This is a genomic window from Pseudovibrio ascidiaceicola, from assembly GCF_900114245.1.
Classification (GTDB): Bacteria; Pseudomonadota; Alphaproteobacteria; order Rhizobiales; family Stappiaceae; genus Pseudovibrio; species Pseudovibrio ascidiaceicola.
Genome location: NZ_FOSK01000001.1, coordinates 796,870 through 822,728, shown reverse-complemented (window position 1 = coordinate 822,728; position 25,859 = coordinate 796,870). Strand labels below are relative to the sequence as shown.

At 51.4% G+C, this 25,859-nt stretch carries 25 protein-coding genes; 11 read left to right on the top strand and 14 right to left on the bottom strand.

The features are described from left to right. Positions 1–29 precede the first annotated feature (29 nt). Positions 30–554 (bottom strand): DUF302 domain-containing protein, encoded by a 525-nt coding sequence (locus BM231_RS03995; RefSeq protein ID WP_093516860.1) that lies wholly within the window; start codon positions 552–554, stop codon positions 30–32. 113 nt (positions 555–667) lie between these two features. After that, positions 668–1,873 carry a YeeE/YedE family protein gene (locus BM231_RS03990; protein ID WP_093516858.1) on the bottom strand — a complete coding sequence of 402 codons (1,206 nt, stop codon included), beginning with the start codon at positions 1,871–1,873 and terminating at the stop codon, positions 668–670. A 466-nt stretch (positions 1,874–2,339) separates the two neighbouring features. Between BM231_RS03990 and BM231_RS03985 the strand changes: the two genes are divergently transcribed. Together BM231_RS03985 and BM231_RS03980 are read left to right on the top strand one after the other, a co-directional pair. Next, positions 2,340–3,725 (top strand): tetratricopeptide repeat protein, encoded by a 1,386-nt coding sequence (locus tag BM231_RS03985; protein ID WP_093516856.1) that lies wholly within the window; start codon positions 2,340–2,342, stop codon positions 3,723–3,725. A gap of 100 nt (positions 3,726–3,825) precedes the next feature. Next, on the top strand, positions 3,826–4,977 hold the full coding sequence (locus BM231_RS03980) for an OpgC family protein (protein WP_093516855.1): 1,152 nt from the start codon (positions 3,826–3,828) through the stop codon (positions 4,975–4,977). Positions 4,978–5,082: 105 nt separating this feature from the next. Here BM231_RS03980 and mdoH read toward each other — a convergent pair whose 3' ends face one another. Continuing rightward, complete coding sequence (mdoH, locus tag BM231_RS03975) at positions 5,083–6,957, bottom strand: glucans biosynthesis glucosyltransferase MdoH (RefSeq protein ID WP_093516853.1); 1,875 nt, start codon at positions 6,955–6,957, stop codon at positions 5,083–5,085. Positions 6,958–7,071: 114 nt separating this feature from the next. Here mdoH and BM231_RS03970 point away from each other — a divergent pair, with 114 nt between their 5' ends. From BM231_RS03970 to BM231_RS03955, 4 genes are read left to right on the top strand one after another with little or no spacing between them, the layout of a single operon-like run. After that, the gene (locus BM231_RS03970) at positions 7,072–8,049 is read left to right on the top strand and encodes a zinc-dependent alcohol dehydrogenase (protein WP_093516851.1); all 978 of its coding nucleotides are present in this window, start codon (positions 7,072–7,074) and stop codon (positions 8,047–8,049) included. An 18-nt stretch (positions 8,050–8,067) separates the two neighbouring features. Beyond that, positions 8,068–8,487, top strand: a complete 420-nt coding sequence (locus tag BM231_RS03965) for a 6-pyruvoyl trahydropterin synthase family protein (protein WP_093516849.1) — start codon at positions 8,068–8,070, stop codon at positions 8,485–8,487. After that, entirely contained in the window at positions 8,480–9,589 is a 1,110-nt protein-coding gene (locus BM231_RS03960; protein ID WP_093516847.1) for a glycosyltransferase family 4 protein, read from the top strand. Before BM231_RS03965 ends, BM231_RS03960 begins: the two co-directional genes overlap by 8 nt. Continuing rightward, entirely contained in the window at positions 9,586–10,407 is an 822-nt protein-coding gene (locus BM231_RS03955; RefSeq protein WP_093516845.1) for a class I SAM-dependent methyltransferase, read from the top strand. The genes BM231_RS03960 and BM231_RS03955 overlap by 4 nt, the downstream gene beginning before the upstream one ends. Positions 10,408–10,440: 33 nt before the next feature. Here BM231_RS03955 and BM231_RS03950 read toward each other — a convergent pair whose 3' ends face one another. Together BM231_RS03950 and BM231_RS03945 are read right to left on the bottom strand one after the other, a co-directional pair. Beyond that, on the bottom strand, positions 10,441–11,010 hold the full coding sequence (locus tag BM231_RS03950) for an NUDIX domain-containing protein (RefSeq protein WP_093517098.1): 570 nt from the start codon (positions 11,008–11,010) through the stop codon (positions 10,441–10,443). Positions 11,011–11,094: 84 nt separating this feature from the next. After that, positions 11,095–11,922: a RibD family protein gene (locus tag BM231_RS03945; RefSeq protein WP_093516843.1), complete on the bottom strand. Its 828-nt coding sequence runs from the start codon at positions 11,920–11,922 to the stop codon at positions 11,095–11,097. Between the two features lie 137 nt (positions 11,923–12,059). Between BM231_RS03945 and BM231_RS03940 the strand changes: the two genes are divergently transcribed. Next, positions 12,060–12,617, top strand: a complete 558-nt coding sequence (locus tag BM231_RS03940; RefSeq protein ID WP_093516841.1) for a cytochrome b — start codon at positions 12,060–12,062, stop codon at positions 12,615–12,617. Here BM231_RS03940 and BM231_RS03935 read toward each other — a convergent pair. Further along, positions 12,607–13,383: a precorrin-6A/cobalt-precorrin-6A reductase gene (locus BM231_RS03935; protein ID WP_093516839.1), complete on the bottom strand. Its 777-nt coding sequence runs from the start codon at positions 13,381–13,383 to the stop codon at positions 12,607–12,609. The genes BM231_RS03940 and BM231_RS03935 overlap by 11 nt on opposite strands. After that, complete coding sequence (locus tag BM231_RS03930; protein ID WP_093516837.1) at positions 13,383–14,501, bottom strand: cobalt-precorrin-5B (C(1))-methyltransferase; 1,119 nt, start codon at positions 14,499–14,501, stop codon at positions 13,383–13,385. The genes BM231_RS03935 and BM231_RS03930 overlap by 1 nt, the downstream gene beginning before the upstream one ends. A 107-nt stretch (positions 14,502–14,608) precedes the next feature. On the opposite strand from BM231_RS03930, the gene cobA reads away from it, so the two are divergent. Both cobA and BM231_RS03920 read left to right on the top strand, forming a co-directional pair. Then, positions 14,609–15,448, top strand: coding sequence for a uroporphyrinogen-III C-methyltransferase (cobA, locus tag BM231_RS03925; protein ID WP_093516836.1), 840 nt, complete (start codon positions 14,609–14,611; stop codon positions 15,446–15,448). Further along, positions 15,445–16,803 carry a cobyrinic acid a,c-diamide synthase CobB gene (locus BM231_RS03920; protein ID WP_093516835.1) on the top strand — a complete coding sequence of 453 codons (1,359 nt, stop codon included), beginning with the start codon at positions 15,445–15,447 and terminating at the stop codon, positions 16,801–16,803. The genes cobA and BM231_RS03920 overlap by 4 nt, the downstream gene beginning before the upstream one ends. A gap of 9 nt (positions 16,804–16,812) precedes the next feature. Here the strand turns inward: BM231_RS03920 and cobM are convergent, their stop codons facing one another. Genes cobM through BM231_RS03885 form a run of 7 tightly spaced genes read right to left on the bottom strand, consistent with a single transcriptional unit; the run spans position 16,813 to position 23,418 of the window. Next, a complete protein-coding gene (gene cobM / locus BM231_RS03915) occupies positions 16,813–17,592 on the bottom strand; it encodes a precorrin-4 C(11)-methyltransferase (RefSeq protein WP_093516834.1) in 780 nt (259 codons plus the stop codon). Continuing rightward, positions 17,589–19,442: a precorrin-3B C(17)-methyltransferase gene (gene cobJ, locus BM231_RS03910; RefSeq protein WP_093516833.1), complete on the bottom strand. Its 1,854-nt coding sequence runs from the start codon at positions 19,440–19,442 to the stop codon at positions 17,589–17,591. Before cobJ ends, cobM begins: the two co-directional genes overlap by 4 nt. Next, a complete protein-coding gene (gene cobI, locus BM231_RS03905; protein WP_208860033.1) occupies positions 19,415–20,137 on the bottom strand; it encodes a precorrin-2 C(20)-methyltransferase in 723 nt (240 codons plus the stop codon). The genes cobJ and cobI overlap by 28 nt, the downstream gene beginning before the upstream one ends. Further along, a complete protein-coding gene (cbiE, locus tag BM231_RS03900; RefSeq protein WP_093516831.1) occupies positions 20,134–21,360 on the bottom strand; it encodes a precorrin-6y C5,15-methyltransferase (decarboxylating) subunit CbiE in 1,227 nt (408 codons plus the stop codon). The genes cobI and cbiE overlap by 4 nt, the downstream gene beginning before the upstream one ends. Then, positions 21,357–22,043, bottom strand: coding sequence for a precorrin-8X methylmutase (locus BM231_RS03895; RefSeq protein WP_093516830.1), 687 nt, complete (start codon positions 22,041–22,043; stop codon positions 21,357–21,359). The genes cbiE and BM231_RS03895 overlap by 4 nt, the downstream gene beginning before the upstream one ends. 2 nt (positions 22,044–22,045) lie before the next feature. Next, on the bottom strand, positions 22,046–23,155 hold the full coding sequence (locus tag BM231_RS03890) for a sirohydrochlorin chelatase (protein ID WP_093516829.1): 1,110 nt from the start codon (positions 23,153–23,155) through the stop codon (positions 22,046–22,048). Beyond that, the gene (locus tag BM231_RS03885) at positions 23,155–23,418 is read right to left on the bottom strand and encodes a DUF6732 family protein (RefSeq protein WP_093516828.1); all 264 of its coding nucleotides are present in this window, start codon (positions 23,416–23,418) and stop codon (positions 23,155–23,157) included. Before BM231_RS03885 ends, BM231_RS03890 begins: the two co-directional genes overlap by 1 nt. 436 nt (positions 23,419–23,854) lie before the next feature. Here BM231_RS03885 and BM231_RS03880 point away from each other — a divergent pair, with 436 nt between their 5' ends. Together BM231_RS03880 and guaD are read left to right on the top strand one after the other, a co-directional pair. Continuing rightward, positions 23,855–24,388, top strand: coding sequence for a glycine cleavage system transcriptional repressor (locus BM231_RS03880; protein ID WP_093516827.1), 534 nt, complete (start codon positions 23,855–23,857; stop codon positions 24,386–24,388). 119 nt (positions 24,389–24,507) lie between these two features. After that, complete coding sequence (gene guaD, locus BM231_RS03875) at positions 24,508–25,833, top strand: guanine deaminase (protein ID WP_093516826.1); 1,326 nt, start codon at positions 24,508–24,510, stop codon at positions 25,831–25,833. The last annotated feature ends 26 nt before the right edge of the window (positions 25,834–25,859 follow it).

The window sequence follows — 25,859 nt, the reverse complement described above, 5'->3', positions numbered from 1 at the left end:
ACTCTCTAAATTCGTTGTTGAAGAGTGCCTCAGGTGTTGCCTGTGGCACGGTCCGCGATCCGCTGGAAGATCACGTCCAACTCCTCGCCTAGCGAGACCAGGTCCTCAGAAGCTCTGTCGCGATAAGGCTGAAATACGAAGCTCGGCGTCTTCCATGACAGCGTTGCTGTGCCATCCGGATTTTCCGTCAGATAGTAACGAACTGGCGCCTCAATACCTGCCTGCACACTTGCTGCCAACATGCGGCGCGCAAAGTCATTGCGGAACACTCCGATCACGTAGTTGCCCGGAATCTCGAAACCGTTTGCTTTAGCACCTCGAGAAGCACTTGCCATGCTAACGAGCAGCATGTCTTCTTCGCGAATGGCTTTCTTAAGGGAATCCAACAGCTCATCAATCGCTATAGTGGTTTCGATAACTCGCCAGCCATTGCGTGGAAGCACCTTGCCCTGCTGAGCTTGCTCTGTGGTGATTTGCGCCTGGGATGGCTGAAAAGCGGCCATAACAAACATCAATGTTCCAACAAAGCCGAGCATCCCCGTAAGGAGTTTCATGGTTCAATCCTTCTCGTAATAAAATGAGTTTAAAAGCGGGAGCTGAACAGGCTGTTGTTCAGTCTCCCTTGATTTTAATTGGCCAAGTTTTAGTCATTTCCGGCAGTCAGCTTCTATTTTGCGGTAACAGGTGCAGGATCCATTCCGATCAAATGACGGACACGGGTTCCAACCATGGAGCCTGCAAAGGCGAAGACCAGCCAGAGCCATCCATGTATGGAGCCGGAGGTAATACCCCCGAGATACGCACCAATGTTGCATCCATAAGCAAGGCGCGCGCCGTAGCCGAGCAAGAGGCCCCCGACAACTGCAGTTCCAGCATCTCTGAGATTAATTTTTTTCACCGGATTGAACTTTCCAGCCAGTCCAGCTGCAATCAGAGCCCCGAGCACAATGCCGAAGTTCATGACGGATGTGGAATCGGCAAAGACAGATCTTTTGATCGCGCCGACCTGCCATTGCCAGTAAGGCCAGGTCTCTACAGGGATACCAATGGCGTAAAAAAACTTTGCGCCCCAGAGTGCGAAGCCGGATGTCACGCCCCACGGGCGCTGCAGCACAATGAACGTAAGAACGCAAACCAACGCCAACATCAACGCACCCAGAACATACCCCCATTGACCCTGAAAAAACCCGGTGGTTTTGCGGGATTTCTCCAGTTCACCCCATTGTTTTTTCTCGAGAAACACCGAGAATATCGCAAAGGCGACAAGTGGCAAAATGGTAATCAGAAGCGCGGGGACGACCCCATAGCCACGCACAAGCGAAAATGCCGGTAATCTTGGAAGAGAATTCCAGAATGAAAGATGCGCTGTTGCAATTACGCTGCCCAAAATGAAGAAAGCAAGGGTGATCACCATGCGTGATGATCCGCCTCCGACAGTGAACAATGTGCCCGATCCACAGCCTCCGCCGAGCTGCATTCCGATGCCGAAAATGAAGGCTCCCACAGCTGCCCCAACACCGAATGGAAACACGAAGCCGCCGGTGCGTATTCCGATGTCTGGTCCGTATTGGAGGAGCGGGAAACTTATTAAACAAACCAATGAGATAAGCAGGAATTGAGCGCGAAGCCCCTGCCCTCTTCGCTGGGTGACAATACGGCGCCACGCCGCCGTAAATCCAAAGCTCGTATGGTACAGCGCAACGCCTGCCAGAGCACCGATCAAGGCACCGCCAAATACACGCCAGCCGTTGTTCTGGAGTCCCAATAGAGCAACACCGGCCAACGCGACCAGCGCTCCGATGACGATCACAGATTGCGGTGATTGAATCTGTTGATCGATTTTTGTTTGTTGATAGCTACTCGTATTCGCCATGAATTCGCCACGTACTTAGTCTCTCTTGGAGTAAGGACATTACACAGTGGGGACTAACTAGAAAATCAAGAAGCAGTGAACACTATTTCAACCGACAAACAGAAGATTATCACAAGGCAATAAATACAGGTATAATAGAACTTAATATCTAAAATCTTACTTATTATCACTATTAATAATAGTAGGTTTTTACAAGCAAGCTTCTATTTGACGCATATTTTTTCTTAGTGAATAGAATAGTGTTTTCTATTTCTTCATGAGGTTGAACTATATTTTCTACATAAACAAAGCTTGCTGATATTAAACACCATTTTGTGTGTTGAACGTCATCGCCAGTTTTGAAAGGGTTCTGATCAACAGATTTCCTGGCAGACCTGTGTCGTTAGTAATGTAAACCCAATGGCTTATCTCATAAGCGATTGCACATTGCACGAAATACCGGTCGCCTCAACCACGGGTCGCATCCATGCGCATTGATGACCAGTTCGAATACACGGTAACACTCTCCGATAAGGGTGCATTAACACACTGGAACAACACTATTCTTGCGTTTCTGGCACATAGTGCTGCAACGCCGGAGCATCTTGCGAAAACACTGGAGGCCGATCCAGACTTCGCTCTGGCTCAAGCCGCGCGTGGACTGTTCTGCCTACTGCTTGGCAGACGCGAAATGACAGCAACTGCTTTTGAAGCTTATGCAATTGCTGATAAATGCCGTAGAGATACACAGATTACAGACCGTGAAGAAGCTGTAGTTGAGGCTTTGAATGACTGGCTTCAGGGTGCACCGACCAAATCAGCAGACCGCCTTGACGAATTGCTTCTTAAGTACCCACGCGATGCATTCCTTCTGAAGCTCGTCCACGCTATTCGCTTCGTTCTTGGCCAACCATCCCGCATGCGTTCCTCGATTGAAGGTGTGATTTCGTCTTACGAAGACGATCATGTTGCAAAGGGCTATGTGCACGGCTGCTACTCCTTTGCTCTTGAAGAGACTGGTGATTTTGAGCGGGCTGAACGGATCGGCAAAGAAGCCGTTGCATTTCAACATGATGACGCCTGGGGCTTGCATGCCGTTGCCCACGTGTTGGACATGACGGGTCAGACCGAAGAAGGCATCAAATGGCTTGATGACCAGCCAAAAGCCTGGGAACACTGCAACAATTTTGGCTATCACGTATGGTGGCACCTTGCGCTGCTGCACCTTGATCGCGGCAATGTTGAGCGTGTTTTCGAGCTCTATGACCAAAAGTTCCGTAAGGATCACACGGACGATTATCGCGATATTTCCAACGCAGCTTCCATGCTGGTTCGCCTTGAGCTTGAGGGCATCAAGGTTGGTAACCGCTGGGAAGAACTGGCAAGTATCAGCGAAAAACGCATTGATGATTCCTGTAATGTTTTCGCAGACTTGCACTACATGCTTGCTCTGCTTGGAGACAACCGTCGTCAATCATCTGATCGCCTGCTGACAAGGATGCGCACTTTTGGAGAACAAGACACCAACGAGATGGGTCTTGTAACCAAAACAGCTGGTTCTCCAACAGCATCTGGCTTGATGCAGTTCAAGAACGGCAACTTCTTCAGTGCTTACCACCACCTCGCAGAAGCACGCCCACTGCTGCGTACCGTTGGCGGTAGTCATGCGCAGCGAGATGTATTTGAACGTCTCACAATCGAAGCTGCTTTGCGCGCTGGCCTCTGCCAGGAAGCAAAGCGGATGATTGATGAGCGTACACGCCTGAGAGGCGGGTCAGACACTTATGGTGAAACCCGCATGGCTCAAGCAACCCGCATGACGGAAGCCACCGACCTCATGCAAAGTGAACACCTAAGATTCCGTATGGGATAAATGGAGGTGCAGCTTCGGGGGATTTCGGAGCTGCATTTCATCTTTTATAGTTTTTAGTTTCAGAGACACCGTGAACAAGCACAGTATACCGCCGACCCCTATGAAAACGGCCAGCCGACCAAGAGATCCTCGCCTCGATTTTTTTCGAGGGATCGCAATGTTCATCATCTTCATAGCCCACCTTCCTGCAAACGGTTGGGCTCTTTGGATTCCGGCGCGTTTCGGGTTCTCCGATGCAACCGAGATATTTGTGTTTTGCTCTGGCATGGCCTCCGCAATTGCCTTTGGCCGCGTCTTTGAACTGCATGGCCTGGTTATGGGCAGCGCGCGTGTTCTTTACCGCGTCTGGCAAGTTTACTGGGCTCATATCTGCCTGTTTCTCGCCGTTGCGGGCATGCTTGCCTTCCTGCAAATCAATGGCTGGACCAGCGACGATTATGTCGGGAAGCTGAATCTTTGGCACTTCTTTGAAGATCCGATCTTCCAGCTGCCGGGCTTGCTGACACTTACCTATGTGCCGAACTACTTCGATATTCTGCCAATGTATCTGGTGATCCTGGCAATGTTGCCAGTCATCATGATCGCCTATTACAAGGCCGGACGAGGTGCAGTTGCCGCACTCATCATCGCATTCTGGCTAATCGCAACCTTCCGATTGGTGGATTTTCCTGCTGAGCCATGGTCTGATCGCCGCTGGTTCTTCAATCCGTTTGCATGGCAGTTGCTGTTCTTTACTGGATTTGCCTTCATCAAAGGCTGGCTTCCAGCTCCTCCAGTCAAGAAACGTCTATTGTTCCTGAGCGCTTCGATTATTGTTCTTACAATTCCGTTCGCTTACTTCCGCATTCTCAACGAAGTGCCGGAGCTCCGTAGAATTGCAAATGGTATCAGTGACCTCACTGTAAAATCCGAGATGGGCCTCCTACGCTACATCCATTTCCTTGCCCTTGCTTATGTGGCGTGGGTGGCTGTTGGAGAAGGCGGGCAGCGCCTGCTTATGGGCGGTTTTGGCGGTAAAGTTGTTCGGGTCATCAAGAAAGTAGGTCAGCAATCTCTCGCTGTTTTCCTAGCCAGCCTCATTCTTGCACAAGGCATCGCAATCTTCCGCGATGAACTCGGTTTAAAAGGCACGGTCACAGGTGACGTCATGGCAAACTTGCTTGGTTTCGCTGGCTTAATCGCCGTCGCCTATACCGTGGCATGGTTCAAAGGTGAGCCATGGAGAAAGCCAAAGGAAAAGCCAGCTTCCTAGCTTTCCCCGTTCAAGAGAGAATGTGAAATCAAAAAAAGCCGGTCGCGTATCGTTACGCGACCGGCTTTTTTTGGGCAGTCTGGAAGCTCCCTTCAAGCCGCTCTTTTATCGTGTGGCCGCAGCTCGGTTTGCTTTGGCAAGCTCCAACTCTACACGGCGTTGTTCTTTGTTAAGGCCTTGCAGCTCAAGCGGTGTTTTCTTTTCTTCAGGCAATGCCCAAAGTCCAGAATGCTTGAAGGACATACCAAGCACTGGTTTTGAGGTGATCATCGCAAATGGGATTGTCAGCAAAGGTCCAAGGATTACTGGAAGCAGTAGCCACGTATCCGCGAAGGTGTAGTCCATCATCCAGATAACACCGCAAAGGCCAAAAAGAGTTTGCGGCCAGAACTTCTTCGCTGCGAGAAGGAATGGAATGCCATGAGGTTGTCTTTCCTGCCCTCCCCATTGCGTTTTTCGGCCTGCGAACAGTTGCGCAATAAAGATGCTGTGCGCGATTGCCATTACAGGCGCTAGCAGCATGGAATAGACCAGCTCGAAGAATGCACTGACAGACACCGAGAAAAAGCCACCATACTCCCGGCGTTCGCTCCTGACGGTCAAGATATGGGCAAGCGTCGCCAATTTGGGTGCAAAGACCATGCTCATGATTACCACGATCAGAATCGTGCCGTAAAATGGGTCGAATGCCACTGTCTCTGGAGCAGAAACAGATGCAGTTAGGATCGCCATTGCGATGAAAACGAGCCATGCCGGAGAGCCAGCAAACATGAGGATTGCAAGGCCGAGTTGGATCCGTCCCAGCAGCTTAAAACCAGGCTCTCGGAGCAATTTAAAGTACTGAAGGTTTCCGTGGCACCATCGCAGATCTCTACGGATAAACTCGATCAGGTGAGGTGGGTTTTCTTCATAGCTGCCACCTTCGACCGGCCATACACGCACTTCATAGCCTGCATCAGACATCATTGCAGCTTCAACTTGGTCGTGGCTGAGGATCGGTCCACTTAATGCGTCATTTCCCGGTAAGGGCTCCAACATGCAGAACTGCGTGAACGGCTTTATGCGAAAGATTGCATTGTGCCCCCAATAAGGGCCTGACGAGCCTTGCCACCACGCTGCACCAAGTGTGTAGGAGCGCATTCCCAAGCGCATGCCCCACTGGAAAACACGGGTAAAAAACGAACTGGTGGAGAGGCCCAGAACAAGTGTTTGCAAAATACCGAGACGAGGATTTGCATTCATTTTGCTTACGAGGTGGCACAAGGATTCTGCAGAGAGGAAGCTATCGGCATCCAGCGTAACTGCATATTCATGCCGAGCACCCCAGTTGCGGCAGAAATCTTCGACATTTCCTGCTTTGAAGCCTGTATTCTTCTCACGTCTGCGATAAAATACTTCAATCTGATTTTGCCACCTTGCTCGCAGCAGCGAGAACTCCCGCATTTCTTGCCGGATATGCTCAGGGTCATTGCTGTCGCTCAGAATGTAGAGAGCAAAGCCGTTGAGTTTTTCCAGACGGTCCAGATCTTGCAGCATCGCTTCCAGCTTGGCTGCAACTTCAGGCGAGTCTTCGTTTCGCACGCAGGAAAGCAAGGCGGTTTGCTTGTTTTGTAAAGGTTTTCTCAGGTCAAGAGTACCCAGAGGCGTCCCGGCGTATACCTGAGCTGTGGAATTTGATGAAAACCTCATGAGCGCCAAGCCAATGACAGCATGCCAAAAGCCAATGATAAGCCATGGTAAGGTTACCAGAAATGCGAGAAGCATCACGACTTTTGAAAGGGCAAAACCGCCCAGAAACAGCGTTAAAACCATGATGGTTGTCAACGCTGCGAAAGAGGTTAGAACGAGTCCTCCAAAGATCAGCCTGCGCCTGAATAAGCGCTTATTTTCCTGATGCTTGTCGATGATGTTGGTGGAGAGCAGCTGGTCAACAAGACTAGTGCGGGCGTTCTCTACAGGAACCCGTGATTGTTTTGTCATGTCCTACCCAAATTATTATTGTTTTTAGAGGCACCTACATTTCTGCTAGTTTCCTTTGTTCACGTTTCCCTAGAGTATATTTGTGAAAACTTAGCGATCCGGGGAGCGCGTTTCTTGTCTGAGATAGCCAGAGCGCTTTGGTATACTGCGCCTCAAACCATTGAAATAAGAGAGGAAAAACTCTCTAAATCATCTGGTAACCGTGTTTACTTAAAAACTCATGCTTCTGCGATCAGCCGAGGTACGGAGGCCATTGTCTTTCGTGGCGATGTGCCAGTGAGCGAGCGTGAGCGGATGATAGCTCCGTTTCAGGAAGGGACCTTTCCCTTTCCCGTTAAATACGGCTACGCAAACGTTTCTGAAGTGATTGAAACAAAAGATGATTTAAAAGCGGGGCAGCGCGTTTTTTCTCTTTTCCCGCACCAAAGCAACTTTCTGCTTTCCGCAGACGCGCTCTATCTTATCCCTTCTGATTTACCGAGCACCCGCGCCACATTGGCAGCAAATATGGAAACAGCGCTGAATATCATGTGGGATGCTGCTATTCTGCCGTGCTCCAATGTTGCCGTTGTTGGCGCAGGCACTGTTGGCTCACTTGTTGGCTATCTTTGTGCTCGCATCGCAGGTGCACACGTGACCATGATTGACGTCAACCCGAAACGGCAGGATATTGCAGATGAATTTTCCTGCACATTTTCTTTGCCGGAAGTCGCTCCAGAAAATCAAGACGTTGTCGTGCATTGTAGCGCCTCGGAATCTGGCTTGAACACCGCAATCCGAATTGCGGGGAGAGAAGCCAGAATTGTGGAAGCGTCCTGGTATGGCTCACGTCCTTCCGGTCTTGTTCTTGGCGGTAGTTTTCACAGTCAGCGCCTGAGCCTTATCTCATCTCAAGTCGGTCAGGTTGCCCCTATCATGAGGCCGCGCTGGACGCACCGCAGGCGTATGGAAGCAGCAATTTCTCTTCTAAAAGACGACGTACTGGATACCTTGCTCGCACTTCCCATCGAATTTGAAAAAGCACCGAAGGATCTGAAAGACGTTCTTTCAGGCAAGAAAGATACTTTATGCCAACCCATTGTTTACTCTTAATTTTACAAGGATTTTGAGATGTATTCAGTTGAGATCAGCAATCACATTATGATCGCACACAGCCTGAAGGGAGAGGTGTTTGGTCCTGCCTCGCAGCTTCATGGCCTTACTGCACACGTTCATGTCGCTATTTTTGCGGAGGAACTAGACGAGAACGGGATTGTCATCGACATTGGCAATGCGCTTGATGTGCTGGCAGAGATCCTGCATCCGTTCAACTACAAGAATCTTGATGACCTTCCTCAATTCAAGGGGCGAAACACCACAGTCGATTTTCTCTGTAGCTACATTTACCAGCGCGTGTGCGATGCTGCCTATCTACACAAACTTGGCCGCGAACCAGGCGAACTTAGCAAGGTACGCGTTTCAATTTCCGAAAACCCCAATGCTCGTGCGTCTTATGAGGCGCCGTTGACTGCATCCGAGGCCCATGAGTAATTTACATCCTTCTTCAGGCCAGACAGCAGAAGCAACTGCCAGATCTTGCTATTTTGTCTTTCCGGGCGATCTGAACACGCCAACAGGTGGTTATCGGTATGATCGTGAAATCATTCGAGGACTGCAGAAACACGACTGGAATGTCTCACTCATTAGCCTTGAGGGTACCTACCCGGTCCCATCTGAGGCCGACAAAAAACTAGCACTTGAAGCCGTTGATGAAATTGAGCACTCAGCTTTGATCATCGTGGATGGTTTGGTGCTTGGGACTTCACCCGACTTAGCGCAACGTATCGCTGAACGCTCTGGCCTCATTGCATTGGTTCACCACCCACTGTTTCTGGAAAGTGGGATCGAACCTCAACTGGCGAAAGTACTCCGCACGGCAGAGACGGAAGCTCTTACATTCGCAAAACATGTGATTGTGACCAGTCCTTCAACACAGAAGACGCTTGTCTCTCAAATGAACGTTCCAACGGAGAAGATCAGCATTGTCCTACCGGGTATCGATCGACCAACTTCTGCGGAGATCACTGTAACCCCAAGGGAAACTCTGGCAACCCCAAAGCTGCTTTGTGTAGGTTCGTTGGTACCGCGAAAAGGGCAACTGCACTTAGTGGAAGCACTGGGTCAATTGAAGCACCTGGACTGGCATCTGGATCTTATTGGAGAAACACGGTTTGATCCGGAATATGCGAGCCAAGTGCGATCACAGATCAAACGCCATGATCTTACTGATCGCATTCGCGTTCATGGAGGCATTCCTAAAGCTGAATTGACCGGGTTCTATCAGTCAGCTGACATCTTTGTACTCCCCACATACTATGAGGGATACGGGATGGCTTTTGCGGAGGCTATGAGTTTTGGGCTCCCAATTATTGCGAGTGGCGAAGGAGCTGTCGCGTCGACAGTTCCACCTACAGCCGGTTTTCATGTTGGTGCGGGCGACCCTCTAGCTCTAAGCAAAGCCATTGAAACACTTCTTCAAAACAAAGATTTACGCTCTCAACTTTCAACTGGAGCCCTTGCTGCTGCTCGTGCGTTGCCAGAATGGAGTGACAGCGCAAAAGCCTTTGCTTGCACATTGGAGGCTCACAGGTGAGTGGATTTTCCTCTGAATGGCTCTCATTACGCCGCAAAGCAGACCGACGTGCGCGCAACAAAGACGTCATGAAAAAGTTCTGTAGCTGGTTGGTAGAGCATGCTCCTAAGGGTGGCCCGCTCCGGCTCATTGATGTGGGCGCTGGAACGGGCTCCTTTCTGCAAGATCTAGCAGAGCACATTGATTCAAACAGGGAGCAGGTGTGGTTACTGATCGACAACGATCCCGAACTTCTAAAAGTTGCAAAACGCATCTCTCCTCCGTTACCTCATACGAGAACGAAAACAGATGTTTGCGAGCTGACTGATACCGGGTCACTGGATATTCTGGAAGGGCATCATGGGGTTGTTACTTCAGCCTTTCTGGATCTTGTGAGTGCAAATTGGTTGGATAGCTTTGTTGCCCGTATGCGTCAGCTAAAGCTTCCGTTTCTTGCAGGGCTTTCGTACAACGGTATCCTGCTAAGCAAACCACACCACCCAACAGACCGTCTTATTCAGCGGGCATTCAATCAGCATCAAGCAACTGATAAAGGGTTTGGCTCCGCGCTAGGGCCACTTGGTGGGTTTCATGCTCGTGAGCGCTTACTTAAAGCAGGTTACACCTGCTTTACTGGACGCTCTGACTGGGTCTGTGCACCTGAAGATGATGCTTTGCAGCTGGAGCTGATTAAGGGCTGGGCCGAGGCAGCACGCGAAGTTGGGGTATCTGATGCAATCGTAGATGACTGGCTGGAATATCGTCTAGCAGCCCTTGGCAAAGGCAAGTCACAATTACAAGTCGGGCACGTTGATATTGTAGGCCTCCCTCCTCATTGAGAGCATGAAGGCCAACACTCCCAGCGCCCTTAATTAGAGGCCTACATTCTTCAACATCAATGCCTGTGTGAGCATGAAGAGGCGTGGGCAGCGAATTTCCTGTTTGTCGTAGAGCCTATGCAATTCTTGGAATGACAACTCGACAACTTCAATATCCTCATCTTCATCCAGATCACGACCTTCGATATTTAGATCACCGGATGTGTATTCAGCGAGGAAGAAATGCGCCCGCTCGGCAAGACGTGCGGGATTGATGAAGACATTCGCAATCTTGTTGAGATTGGTGAGCTGACAGCCGAGTTCTTCCTGAGCTTCACGTACACATGCTTCTTCGATCGATAGATCGCTGATCTCGATTCCGCCTGCGCATGCCTCCAGGATAATCTCTTCCTCCATGATGTAGGGCGCTACACGAAGTTGCTTGACGAGCAGGACTGTTTTCGCGTGGGGGTCATAAGCCAGCACAGCGATTGAATCACCGTAAACCCAAACCGGATCTGTTGTGATGTGCTCGCGCCCATCCTCGTGAACAACACGCACTTCAACTTCCTCAATCCGCCCTTTAGCTTCCAAAAGGGTGGTGCGTCTGATGAGCTCTGGCATGCGTGTGTCCTTGTTCGGAAATTCACGCAAGTTTATACGAGTAGTTATTGGCGAAAGGAAATGCTTTTCAACTCACCGCAAAAGTTAATTGTTCAAGCTCAGATCTGCCAGCATATCAACACCCAAAGGATGCCACGTGACATCGGGACGAATAGCTTGTGCGAGATAATCAATCGCAGGCAACTGAAGACCTCTTGGTCCTGATCCGATGATCAACGGTGCGATCATCAAGTGAAGACGATCAATCATTTTCAGCTCAATAAAACGAGACAGCGTCCAAGCACCACCTTCAATGAGGATGCATCGAAAATCCCGCAACGCATGCCGAATTTCGGCACAGGACAGGCGACCTTTTGAATTCGGTTGTAGCTGGAGGCATTCCACTCCATCAGGGTAACGCGCATGAGCATCTGTTCGCGTAATCACAATGCGGCGTGCATTCGTATCCTGCAGAAGCGTACTGTCGCGCGGCATACGGCCATAAGGGTCGATGACAATGCGTGCGGGGTGGCGCCCACTGACATGCCTGACCGTGAGCTGAGGGTTGTCCGCAACCGCTGTTCCCACACCCACCACAACAGCATCACATAGTGCCCGTAGGCGGTGAAGATGGATCAGCGCTTCAGAGCAACTCACATAATTGGAGTCTCCGGTGACCGTTGCAATGCGTCCATCAACTGACTGCCCCAGCTGACCAATAACGAACTGCTTTTGCCCCATGCAAAGAGGTGCGAACAGACTGCCATAGCCTTGCAGGTCCGGCGCACGCCTCTCCACTGAGGCTGCCAAAACCTCCTGCCATTCTTCCGGAGACAAAATGCCCGGAGGTTGTTCCAGTGGCTTTTCGCAGGTCAACTGAGAATTATTCGGATGATCTTGCAGATGTATTGGTGTTGTGTGGCCCCTGTCCATCAAGCCCCCTTGTTTTACCGAGTTCACAGCTCACCTCACCTAAGGTTAGCCTAGTGGTAACGAACCTTGATTAATCTGTCGATCAGGAGATTGCAGGGGCTCTTCAGGATCCTCTGGGATTATCAGGAGAATAGAGCATGGCCTATCAAGTTGCCGGGTATTCAGTCATGGCAAAGACGTATCATTGGATCGTCGCCATTCTGGTCTTAATCATGGTTCCGATGGGACTAGTGATGACGGACCTGGGACCTGGTGCCCTTCAGAATACGCTCTATTTCTACCACAAAAGCATCGGTATCCTGCTCTTCCTGCTTGTGGTTTTGCGCCTTCTCCAACATTGGATCACTCCCGCTCCGCCACCGCCTGCCTCCCTTGCACCAGTGCTTCGGATCGTCTCACGTTCAGTACACGGGTTGCTCTATCTCGTACTGATTGCAAACCCGATCCTGGGCTGGATAGGGCTCTCTCTTTACGGAGCACCTATGCCATTTTTTGGCTTGTTTGATCTGCCGAGTATCGTTCCACAAAATCGTCCAGCTTCAGAAAGCGTTCTGGATTTCCACGCGACTGTTGGTGTTGTGTTTGCATGGTTGATCACGCTTCACATTTTGGGTGCGCTCTATCACTGGCTTATCGCTAAAGATGGAATTATTGAGCGGATGACAACGGCGCCCTACCAGAAGCCTAAAGAGTAGTTTTGCAGTGCTGCGCATTTTGCACGCAAGCCTTTAAGGTCTTCAGTACCTCATCAATCGACGCACACAAAATGCCGTTGGGTAGCTCTGGGCGCTTGAGCATTGCAACAGGTATCTGTAGCTCACGAGCGGCCCTTACTTTACCGTAGGATGCTGATCCACCGCTGTTTTTGCTGATGAGCCAGTCTACTTTCAGCACCTTGAAAAGCTCGGTCTCTTCGAGCCAGCTTTCATTGGGCAGTCCTTCAATGTACTCCGCGTTTGGAAGCACTTCACTATCACTCGGGCCTTTTAAAGTACGGATTACAAAAGTCAGATCTGGGCGCTGTTTCAGCGGTGCAGCAATCTTGGCACTGGCAGCAAAAAAGACCTTTGCGTTGGGTGGAATAAGGTTCACTGCCGCGATTACGTTATCTGCAAAATACCAAATATCATCATTGGTTTGCTCCCAAGCAGCTCGTTCAAAACGGAGCAACGGAATCGCAAGATGTCTTGTTGCTTCGACCGCATTGCGGGATATTTGAGCAGCATACGGGTGGGTTGCGTCGACGACGGCAGCAATGCCCTGAGTTTGCAGGTAGTTTGAGAGACCATCTGCACCACCAAAGCCTCCGGTTCGTGTCGTCACTGACAGATCTGCTGGATTTTTAGTTATTCCCGCGAGTGACGCGATGACTTCGTACTCGGTATTTGCAACCAACACACCAATCAGCTTTCTGGCTTCTCGTGTGCCTGCGAGCACGAGGATTTTGGACTTCTCCGACATCAAAACTGCTCCAGTTTTGCAGGTTCTTTCACAGGGACATGACCCAATACCTGACCTTGCCGATCGACCACGATAATCTCGACACTCACTGGAGCTCCGCAAAGAATGTTTAAGGCCGCACGCTGTGCTCTCTGCGCTATGACCTCCCCCATATGAATGCTTTCAGCAGCAGCTTTCTGAGCGATGTGAGAGACTAAATTTGCCCCTCTTGTTTCCTCAAGGAGCTCTTTCGAAGCTCCGGCATGATCCAGCACATCTGCGAGGGCATCGAAATCGACTGCGGAACGGGCTGAATGCAGGTCCATAGCGCCTTGTGCAAGCTTCGCCAGCTTTGCAATTCCGCCGGAGATGGTTAGTTTCCGAACAGGATGCGCGCGCAGATATTTGAGCAGGCCACCCGCGAAGTCTCCCATATCAAGATAAGCCTGTTCGGATAAATCAGGGTAGTGGGCACGCAGCACATCTTCTGAGGTTGCTCCTGTTGCAGCTGCGACGTGGGTCAAGCCAGTGGCACGCGCAACGTCTACACCACGATGAATTGATGCTATCCAGGCAGCACAGGAAAACGGGCGGACAATGCCTGTTGTACCAAGGACGGAAAGGCCACCGACAATACCCAGGCGCGGATTCATGGTCTTTTGAGCAAGTTCTTCGCCATTTTGGATGGATATCTCAACATCTACAGCAAGACCTACGCCATGATCATCTGCCACTTGTTGCAGCTCACGGGTCATCATTTGACGAGGCACGGGGTTGATTGCAGGCTCACCAACCGGGATCGGCAGACCGGGTTTCGTGACCGTTCCAACTCCAGAGCCAGCGATAAAGCGAATTCCGGCAATCGTTGGGTTTGGGGTCACTCTGGCCTGAATGAGCGCTCCGTGGGTTACATCAGGATCATCACCAGCATCCTTGATTATGGCGGCTGAGGCAGAGTTCTCACTCAATTTTTCAAAGGCGAGTGCGAAGGATGGCGTATCACCACGAGGCAAGGTGATGCTGATCGGGTCCGGAAAATCTCCAGACAACAAAGCTGCATACGCTGACTTTGCCGCAGCGGTTGCACAGGCGCCTGTTGTCCAGCCTGTTCTAAGTTTTTTTTGCCCAGTTTCAGCCATCCGGCGACTATACAGATTTAGCGGGATATACCAAGCAGAAGGCTTTGGACTTCCAATTGGTTTCCAATTAAATTGCTAGGCAAAATCACATAAATCATGAGACCCACTTGTTTGATATCTCTCTCCCCCACTTTGAATTTCCGGTGCTTGAAGCTGGATGGGTTTGGTTGGCTGGAGCAGGACCTGGTGACCCCGGCCTGCTGAGCTTGCATGCTTTGAATGGCCTGCAGCAAGCGGATGTCATTGTCTATGACGCACTGGTGGATGAGCGAATACTTCAATTTGCGGGAGACGGAGCGGAAATCATCTATGCTGGCAAGCGCGGTGGCAAGCCTTCCCCCAAGCAGTCAAGTATCTCGATTAAGCTGGTGGAACTTGCAAAATCCGGCAAACGTGTCATGCGCCTGAAAGGTGGAGACCCGTTTGTGTTTGGCCGCGGTGGAGAGGAAGCTCTGGCACTGGTGGATGCGGGTGTTCCCTTCCGTATTATTCCCGGCATAACAGCTGGTGTTGGCGGGCTGGCATATGCTGGGATTCCATCTACCCACCGAGGGATTAATCAAGCGGTTACGTTCCTTACAGGTCATGACCAAAATGGGGTTGCGCCAGACGAGCTCGACTGGGATGCTCTTGCCAAAGGATCACCCGTGATCGTGATGTACATGGCGATGAAGCATATTTCTCTCATTACTCAGAAGCTTATAAATGGTGGCCGACGAGCTGCCGAGCCTGTTGCTGTCATCTGCAATGCTACACAGCAGACCCAACAGGTACTGGAAACAACGCTTTCTTCTTGCGCTGAAGATATTGCAAGTAGTGGCTTAAAGCCGCCTGCGATTGTTGTCGTCGGTGAGGTGGTGAATCTGCGTGAGCAACTGAACTGGATTGAGCCTGCTCTAGCGCGCACCTCACAACCCTCTCAAATGAAAGAAGAACCTGCCCTATGACTATTGCGAAGGGTTTCGTCATTGCCGCGCCGTCTTCCGGGTCTGGAAAGACAACGATTACACTGGCGCTGTTGCGTGCTCTTCGTGATACCGGGCTTCGTATTGCCTCTGGTAAGTCGGGACCAGATTATATTGATCCGGCTTTCCATAGCGCCGCTTCCGGGCGGCCATGCCTTAACTACGACGCCTGGGCAATGTCATTGGCGCAACTTTCGCTCAACGCCACAGAGCAGGAAAAACACTCTGACGTTGTGGTTGTTGAGGGAGCCATGGGGCTCTTTGACGGTGCTGCCGATGGCTCTGGCTCTGTTGCAGAATTAGCAGTTCATCTGGGTCTGCCGGTTATTCTCGTGGTGGATTGCAAGTCTCAGGCGCAATCGGTTGCTGCCCTTGTCCATGGCTTCCTTACGTATCATCCACACTGTCATATCAAAGGTGTCATTCTCAACCGTGTGGGTTCTCCGCGTCATGAACGCATTTTGCGGCGAGCATTGGAACCGTTGAATGTCATTGTGTTGGGTGCGTTTTATCGCTCTAAGAAACTGGAACTACCGGAACGCCATTTGGGACTTGTGCAAGCCAGTGAGCGAGAGGATTTGGAAGAATTTCTAAATGCTGCTGGCGAGGTTGCTACTGAAAGTGTAGATGTGCCGGCTTTGATGCGCCTTGCAAAAGTGCTTGCTATTCCTGCCCGAGAAAACAAAGAGCTGACGGGCATCTCTCATTTACCACCGCTTGGGCAACATATCGCGATTGCTAAGGATATTGCCTTTGCATTCAACTATGAGCACCTGCTTAGTGATTGGCAGAAGCAAGGTGTTACGCTTTCCTTCTTCTCTCCGTTAGCAAACGAAGGCCCGCTTGCTGATGCTGACGCAATCTTCCTGAGTGGTGGGTATCCAGAACTTCATGCAGAGCAGTTGTCTCAAGCAGAGACCTTTAAGCGCGGACTAAAATCTGCAGCAGCTGCGGGCAAACTCATTTATGGTGAGTGTGGTGGCTACATGGTACTTGGTGAAGCCTTGACCGATAAAAGCGGGCAATCTCATGAGCTGCTTGGTTTGCTACCGATTGAAACCAGCTTTGCGAAGAGAAAACTGCATTTGGGCTATCGCAAGCTGAAAGTAACTGATGCCGCAAAATCTGCTGGTTTCCCTTGGCTGAACCCCTTGGGGGCACATGAGTTCCACTATTCGACACTGACGGTAAAATCAGAGGCACCGTCACTTTTTGACGCTCAGGATGCAGAGCATCACGATCTGGCCCCAATGGGCCATATCAATGGAAGCGTTATGGGATCTTTTGCCCACGTGGTAGCAGAAAGAAGCGAAGAATGGTGGTCCGCTTCTTCCTGATCTGATTGGTTACACGGTCACTTTTGCTTTTTTCTTTGGGCGAAGAACGTGAACGTGGTTGGCGTCATAGAGCGCACTGTCACGAAACTCTTTCCCTGCCTTCAAGGCTGGTCCGACAAAAATGAGCGCCGTTCTTGTGATCTTGGAGGCTTTTGCCTTATCGCGAATGTCCGCTAGTGTTCCATGAATGAATGCCTCATCTGGCCAGCCAACGCGGTAGGCGATAATCACTGGACAATCTTCACCGTAAAGCGGTGTTAGTTTCCGGTAGATCTCTCCCAGATTTCTGACACTGAGATGGATTGCCAGTGTGGCGCCAGAGCGGCCAAGCGTTTCCAGATCCTCACCCTCAGGCATACCTGAGGACTTCATCGAAGTTCTGGTAACGATGATGCTCTGTGCGATCTCAGGGATCGTCAGTTCGGTTTTCAAGGCAGCAGCAGCCGCAGCGAATGCGGGTACACCTGGAGTTACATCATACTCAATGCCCAGATCATCCAATCTGCGCATCTGCTCTGCTGTGGCACCATAAATAGATGGATCGCCAGAGTGAACTCTTGCCACATCCAGATCTTTTTCGTGAGCCTTCGCAATTTCGTCGATGATTTCATCCAGCGTCATGGAAGCTGTATCCATGACTAAAGCATCATCTGGCGCTGCCTCTACAATAGCGGGCGGCACCAATGAGCCTGCATATAGGCAGACTTTACATTTTTCGATGAGCTTGAGCCCGCGCACTGTAATGAGTTCAGGATCACCCGGCCCTGCTCCAATGAAATGAACCCTCACGTTGCTGTCTCCGTTTCTTTCTCTGGTGCATCAATCCTTTTGGCATATCCGCGTGGCGTGTACACAAAATGCAATGACTGGCCATTGCCCCCTAAGCGGCTTTGGCTACATCCCACAATGACCGTGGTCAGCATGTCGACATCATCGACTTGCAGTTCCTTCAGCGTTGTAGTGGTGATGAGCTCATTCTCTCGCCCGATATTGGATCCAAGAATAACCGGGGTATTTTCTGGACGGTATTCCAGCAGTTTCTCCCGTGCCCAAGCCAATTGCGTACGGCGGCGCTTAGAGACCGGGTTGTAGAACCCAATCACAAAGTCACCGATTGCTGCACCTTCCAGGCGTTGCTGGATGGTTTCCCATGGAGTGAGGAGATCCGACAGCGAAATCGCGCAGAAATCGTGCCCTAGCGGCGCACCAATGCGGTTGCTAAGCGCTATCATTGCAGAGATGCCCGGTGCGGATGCGACCTCAACGCGGCGGGCTGCATCGCTGACGCCACCATTGTCCTGCGAACGGTCTAATAGTTCGAAGACCAGGGCGCCCATTGCGTAGACACCGGAGTCTCCTGAGCAGACCAGCGCGACGTTGTGGCCCTGTCCGGCTCTTTCGAGGGCAAAGCGGACGCGCTCTTCTTCCGCACCCAATGGAAAGGCGTGTCGTTGCTTACCTCTGATCAGAGATGAGACCAGATCGAGATAGAGGCCGTAGCCGACAACTTCATCTGCCTCAGCCAACCAGCTGGAGGCTTCTGGCGTACGCCATGCTTCTTGCCCCGGCCCAATGCCGATGACGTGAAGACGGCCTCTTGCTCTGCCAAGTCTCTCGTGTTTCACAGGGACCAACGCTCTGGCGATCGCAACTGTCGCGTTTGCAGTCTTCTGCTTTTCCAGCACGAGTTCACCAGATACACCGACACCAGCCAATGCAGAGCCTTCACTTACGCCGTGGCACCCAACCTCGGCAAAGACCACGTCAGACGGATTTTGCAGACGATCTCTTTGTTCGTTGAGTTCGTCAGCTGTGAACAGGCGGAAAGGCTTATTGTAGCGAACAGCAAGCTTGTTCATGGCTACCTCATCGGCCTTCAGGTCGATACTCGCGAAAGCTGCGACAGCTCCCATCGAGATGTCTGCCTCTTCCAAGCCTTTTTGAAGGAGCTCATCCAACTCCTCAAGAGAGCACCCTCGGGAACAGCCAAGACCGACCACGTGAGTTTGAGGATGGAACACGAGCTTTCCGTTGTGCCCATCATGTGGCTGCTCGGTTACAACAATTTCCAGTTCGGCATCATCTGCAACAGGAAGGTTGGCTGCCTCCAACCAGTCTGCTTGACCGGAGAGTTTTACGGTGTCACCTGCCAGCATATGCGCCATAACTGACTTGGCATCTGATGGATTTGCCAGTGTCCAGCCCTCTGGTGGGTCATCCAGTGCAACACCAAATACAGTATCGCCGGCAGTTGTAATCGCGGCATGCCCTTGCAGGGCCTCTGCAATTTCATGAGTGAGAGCATTGGCGCCACGATGTCCGCCTAGCAGTGGTACGACGCTTGAACCATCTTCTGACACCGCAATAACAGGGGGTTCGTTGCGCTTATCTCCCAAGACGGGCGCGAGTGCGCGGATGAGAATCCCCGCAGCACAAATACCGATGATTGGTGTTCCTGACTGAAACAGGGATCGCAGATGGTCCATCGGCTCTGAGAAGGACAGCTGGTAATCTACGTTTGGCTTTGAACCATGTTTTGCAAAGCCATGAATGAGGCTTTCATCCAGTACAGTGGAGAGCTTCTGAGCGGTTTTCAGAGCGACCGGGCTGATCACAACGATTGCGGGTGCAACGTCCATGCCTCTTCTCCCTTATAAACAATTATCATTGAAAAATACGGTGCCGTTTCATTTGGATAGTCGGCCAGACGGGCCACGACCATTTCCGGCAAGGTCGCGCGTTCGACGTATCCGGCAGCACCAAGTAAGCCCAGTTTTTCAAGCAGAGCTTTGACGCGCGGTAGATGGCGTCCAACCTTCATGATGACGAAGGCGTCAGACTGCTCAATGCGTTGCTGAAGTTGCTCATCTTCCAGCGGACCGGGAATAATTGTCAGCACTTCATTGCGCGCTGCGAGAGGCCTGCCCAATGCAGCTGCACAGGCGTTAACTGATGACACACCCGGCACGATTTCGCAGGAGAAGTCACCGCGCAAGCGCTCGTAGAGGTACATGAACGAGCCGTAGAGAAACGGATCGCCCTCACACAAGACAACAACATCTTCTCCGGCTTTCAATTTCTTCGAGATCGTCTCTGCAGCTTGGTCGTAGATTTCCTTTGCAGGAAAACGCTCGACCTTCATCGGCATTTCAATCGGGACTTCTGTTGTTTCCTCTTGAATATACGGTGCTGCAATTTGTCGAGCAAAACTGGGCACTCCAACAGCTGCCGGGTATGCGATTGTTTTTGCAGAACAAATGAGCCGGTGAGCTTTTAGCGTCAAAAGCTCAGGATCTCCTGGTCCAAGACCAACGCCATAGAGCGTGCCAGTCATGATTTTACCAAGCTCCATTGTGTTACCGGCATCAATGGACGCCAACCCGTGAGACCGCCAATGGGATCGGCTCTTGAGATTGCTATACGGCTTAGGTCTCCGCCGTATTTCTTCCAGCCTTCGGCCAGCACCTGCTCTCCTTCCAGAGTCACAGCGTTGGCAACCAGACGACCTCCTGATGGTAGCGCCTCAAAGCATGTTTTGAGTATACCCTTTGACGTCAGGCCACCTCCAACAAAAATCGCATTTGGCTGCGGCAAATTATCAAGTGCTTCCGGTGCTTTGCCTTCAATCAGCTGAAGCGTAGGGGTTCCTAGAGCGGCAGCATTGCCACGAATGAACACATGCCGCTTTTCCAACGGCTCAATGGCAAGTGCCTTGGTATCCTTTGCAGCCCGCAACCATTCGATACCGATGGATCCGCTACCTGCGCCAATGTCCCACAGAAGCTGCCCCGGAATAGGTGCAAGCTTGGCAAGCGTAACAGCCCGCACTTCCTGTTTGGTCATCTTTCCATCATGGCGGAACGCAGAATCCGGCAGGCCGGGTGTGCGCGACAAGACAGGCGTGTTTGGGATTGGTTTGGCCTCAATCGCAATCGTGTTCAGCTCAGCAGCTTGATCAGAATACTCTTCAGCTTCACAGCTTATAACTTTTTCCTGCGAACCGCCGAGATGCTCAAGTATCGTCAGGGTACTTGCTCCATACCCTTCATCAGCGAGTAGATCTGCAATCTCACCTGGAGCTGCGCCGTTGGACGTGAGTGCGATGATGCGGGCGCCGGGATAGAGGAAACCGCGCAGGGTATCCAGTGGACGACCGTGCAAACTGAGAGTTTCAACATTTTGCAGAGGCCAACCCAAGCGACTTGCAGCCAGAGAGAAGGCTGAGAGATGCGGGATGACTTCAATTTCCTCAGCGCTAAACTGACGATGAAGGGTTGCTCCGATACCAAACCACTGCGGATCACCCGTCGCCAACACCACGGTGTTTTGACCTCGATTTGCTGCAAGCTCTTCAATGCCTTTTGAAAGCGGGGATGGCCATGCCTGCATCTCACAACTGATGTTTTTTGCACCATCCTGCAGAAGTTCCAGATGTCGCGCTCCACCATATATGCAGGAGGCAGCGCTCAGTGCTGACTTTGCAGTTTCAGACAGGCCGCTGAATCCATCCTCACCAATGCCGATGATTGTGAGCCAAGGTGCTGTTTGATCGCTCATTTTGATGTCCCCTGCACCTTTTCTTCAGGCAAGCCCGCCGCCATTGCATTGACTGCTGCTGCTGCGATTGCAGAGCCACCTCTGCGTCCCTGAAGCGTTAGGAACGGTATTCCGAGTGAGCTTGTCGCCAGCGCTTGCTTAGATTCTGCCGCCCCCACGAACCCAACGGGAAAGCCGAGAATAGCAGCTGGCTTTGGTGCTCCATTTGCAACCATCTCAAGAAGATGAAATAGCGCAGTCGGGGCATTGCCAATTGCTATGACTGCACCTTCCAGATGCGGTCTCCAAAGTTCAACAGCAGCTGCTGACCTTGTTGTACCGAGCTGTTTTGCTAGCTCGGGCACTTCTGGTTGGTTCAAAGTACAAATGACCTGATTGCTTACTGGCAGATATTTGCGGATGACGCCATGAGCAACCATCTCGACATCTGTCAGTACGGGAGCACCGTTTCGCAGAGCCTCGTTTGCTTTGGTAACGACATCCTCAGAATATGACAAATCCTGCGGAATATCAGTCATCCCACAGGAATGTATCAAGCGGACTGCAACAGGCCTCAAATTATCTGGCAGGCTCTTTAAGTCAGCCTCTGTCCGTACGATGGAAAAGGACTGCCGATATATTTCGGCAGGGTCCCTAATGTAATCGTAGGATGCCAGAACCTCTGGAATCTCGTTCTGGCCCATTCTCAGGCATCGTCCTTCAACATGGATTTCGGTCCAAGCGGGTGATCTGCATGGGGGTACGGATGATGATGGTGATCATGTCCGTGGTCGTCACCGTGATGGTGGTGATGTCCATGCCCGTGGCTGTGATCATGGGAGTGACTATGCGCGTGATCATGAGCATCCGCGCCCTTGCTGTCGCACTCTCCGGTACACGTCACATCACACAGCTTGCACTCTGCTTCGTCGCCTAAGCCTTCCACATGGTGATGGTGACTTTCCTGAGGCAGGCCGATCTCAGCCTCAAATCCAAGAACTTGTTCTCTGTATTTACAGAGCTGGCAGTTCATGTTGTTTGAACCCTGAACAATCTCCGTCACACGCTCCTGCATGGTGTCGATGACTTTCGGGTGATCGTTCAGATAGCCAGCTTTGATAAACTCAATATCCGGATGGCGTGCAGCAACTTCATCGGTGAAATTGTAAATACGCTGCACAAGAACACCGGTGAACAGGAAGTATGGGAACACAACAATGCGCTTGTAACCAAGCTTAACAGCGTGCTCCAAGCCCGGTTCAACGAGGGGGAATGTTACGCCAGAATAGCAGGTTTCCGCCCAGCCAAAGCCAAAGCCTTCCCACAACATGCGGGTGATTTTGGCAACGTTGGAATTTGCATCCGGGTCTGACGCACCACGGCCAACCACCATCAGCAGGGTTTCTTCTGGCTTTACATCACCACCAGCTGCATCGATGGCTTCCTGAATGCGTGCGCCTGCGGCCTGCACCATGCGCGTATCGACGGCCAGTTCGCGGCCATATTCGATAGAAACTTCAGGATGTTTGGCCTGATAGGTGTTGAGCACAGATGGAATGTCGTTTTTTGCGTGCCCAGCTGCAAACAGCATACCCGGAACTGCAAGAATGCGCGTGCACCCCTGCTCGCGCAGATTGTCCAGGCCTGAATGAATCACTGGATTTGCGAACTCAAGGTATCCATAGTCCACTGGAAGATCCGGAAATCTTTCACGCATACCTTTTGCAAGGCGAGCAAATTCGGCGACTGCACCTTTGTTTCGGCTGCCATGTCCGCAGATCATGACGCCGAGCTTTTCTTCTGTTTTTATTGTCATTATGCTGGCTCTGCTTCTGTACCATCCGGGGAGAGAGCGCCATCGCTCTCAGCATTTTCAGGCGAGTTCTCTTCAGAGGAAGAGGACCGTTTTTTTGCTTTGGCAGCCAGTCCAGCGATGATTGCAGCGCCGGTGACTGCGGCTATGCCAATCCAATGGCTGTGGCCAGCGAGTTCACCTAAATGTCCCGCATGCGCAAAGGCAGCAGACGAGGAAAGCCCCATCACTCCTGCGAGGAGTGCGGGCTTTAAAAAATAAGACATGTTCTATCTCCAACATGCAGCGGTGCCTTCCATTGCCACTGGCAACAGGGGTTTATCGCTGTCATTTAAGGAGACGTCGCAAAGACAATAGATTGACCAACGAAACAGAACAGCAACCACGCACCATAAGTCCGTAGCTTCACACATTATTTCGTCAGACAGCTTCGATTCTGGCCCCCGATGTGGGTCGACCGCCCCCGAAATCCATTTCAGTCCGTCACGGGACGCCGTCCATAGTTTTACGAGGAGCAAGCTAGTTGGCAGCCCTGGAGATAGCAAGATGATAAATTGCGCAATTGGTCGATACCAGAGGTTTTCTTAGGTGCAAAAATACGAGTAACTTGATCGAAGTGTTTGACTTACACCTGCATCTGGCATTGCTATTATAGGCAGGGCCCTAGCCTATCACAGGGGTCGCTTTTGTGGAGAATGCGTTATGAAAAAAGAGCTTGTCCTCACCGTCGTTGCTGATGATCGCCCAGGTCTAGTTGGTGAAATCTCCAAGGTGGTTGCTGATCACAAAGCGAACTGGATTGACAGTTCCCTCTCTCGTCTGGGAGGTCAGTTTGCAGGTATTGTTCGTGTGCATGTTGAAAAGACGCAGGCAGCAGACCTTTCAGCAGCTCTGACCAAGCTTGAGTCTGTGGGACTTACCATTGGCATTCATGAGCACAACACAGGTGATGCCCCAGCAGGTGCTCATGCGCTTCTTCATATTCTGGGACAAGATCAGCCGGGCATGATCAGCCGTGTTTCCAGCGTGTTGGCAGATCTTCATGTGAGCATCGAGACTCTGGAGTCACTGGTTGAACCGGGCTCCATGAGTGGTGGTCTCATGTTCCGCGCCAATGCTCGCATCATCATCCCAACGCATCTCTCACCAGCAGAAGTCTCCGACGCATTGGAAGGCATTGCGGCTGATCTGATGATTGACGTTGAACTCAATGAAGCAGCAGTAGAAGAGGACTGATCTCTTACACGCATCACGTTGTTCTCAGATCTCTCCCGGGTAACTACGTATTTACCCTCGATCCCTGCTGGGATTTACGCTAGATATGGCTGTTTGGTTCAATTCCCGGGAAAGATCTGATGCAAGAAACTGTTCGGACGATAACAGCGCTTCGCGGCCATGTGTTTCAATTTAGCGGCGATCCGTTCTGCGATAATCCGGCAGAGGCACTGACAGACTGGTCTGATGGGCTGGTTGTTACGGAAAACGGTAGGATTACCGCAATTGGTGATGCTGCGGACCTGATAAAGACACTGCCGGATGATGCGGTTGTTTATGATCATAGCGGCAAATTCATTCTGCCCGGCTTTGTGGATTGCCATGTCCATTATCCGCAGACAGAGGTGATTGCGTCCTACGGCGCTCAACTGATCGAGTGGTTGAACACCTACACCTTCCCGGCTGAAGCAAAATTTGGCGACATTAACTACGCCCGCCGTGCTGCAGATGTGTATTTACAGCAGAGCTTTTCAAACGGTATCACGAGTGCTTCAGTTTACTGCACCATCCATCCTGAGTCTGTAGATGCGCTGTTCGAGCAGGCTGCGCGATACAACATGCGGATTGCTGCCGGTAAAGTCATGATGGACCGCAATGCGCCAGAAAACCTGCGTGATACGGCGCAGACAGGTTATGATCAATCCAAAGCGTTGTTGGAAAAATGGCATGGCCAGGGGCGTGCGCTCTATTCCATCACACCACGTTTTGCACCAACGTCTACTCCTGAACAGATGGAAGCGACCGGAGCGCTCTGGAAAGAGCATCCGGAAGCCTTGCTGCAGACCCATACCTCTGAGAACCGTCAGGAGCTAGAGTGGGTGGGAGAGCTTTATCCTGAACATCCTGATTACGTTGGCGTTTACGAGCACTTTGGGTTGCTGGGTAAAGGTTGCGTGCTTGGGCATGGGATTTATCTGAATGACCGTGAAAAAGCGCTTATTCACGAAACCGGTACGTCCATCGCTCACTGCCCGACCTCGAACACCTTTATCGGCTCTGGCCTGTTCGATGTGCGTGGTTCTCATTTCACACACGAACCTATCAGCGTAGGGCTGGCAACCGACGTGGGGGGCGGATCCAGTTTTTCTATGCTGACGACGATGCGAACAGCCTATGAGGTTGCCCAGTTGCAGGGTTACTCTTTGCATCCAGTACAAGCGTATTATCTGGCGACTGTTGGATCTGCCAAGGCACTCTATCAGGAGAACCGGATCGGCAATATCAAGGTTGGCATGGAAGCTGACTTTGCTGTCATCGACCCGCTCTCAACGCCACTCATCCGCCACCGCATGGCATACGCCAAAAACGTGATTGAGCAGCTCTTCATTCAAATGATCCTTGGCGATGATCGCGCGATTGCAGCAACATATGTGGATGGTAAACGGGTCTATTCTCAAGCAGGATAACGCTGCGGACAGAGCTGGTGGGTGCA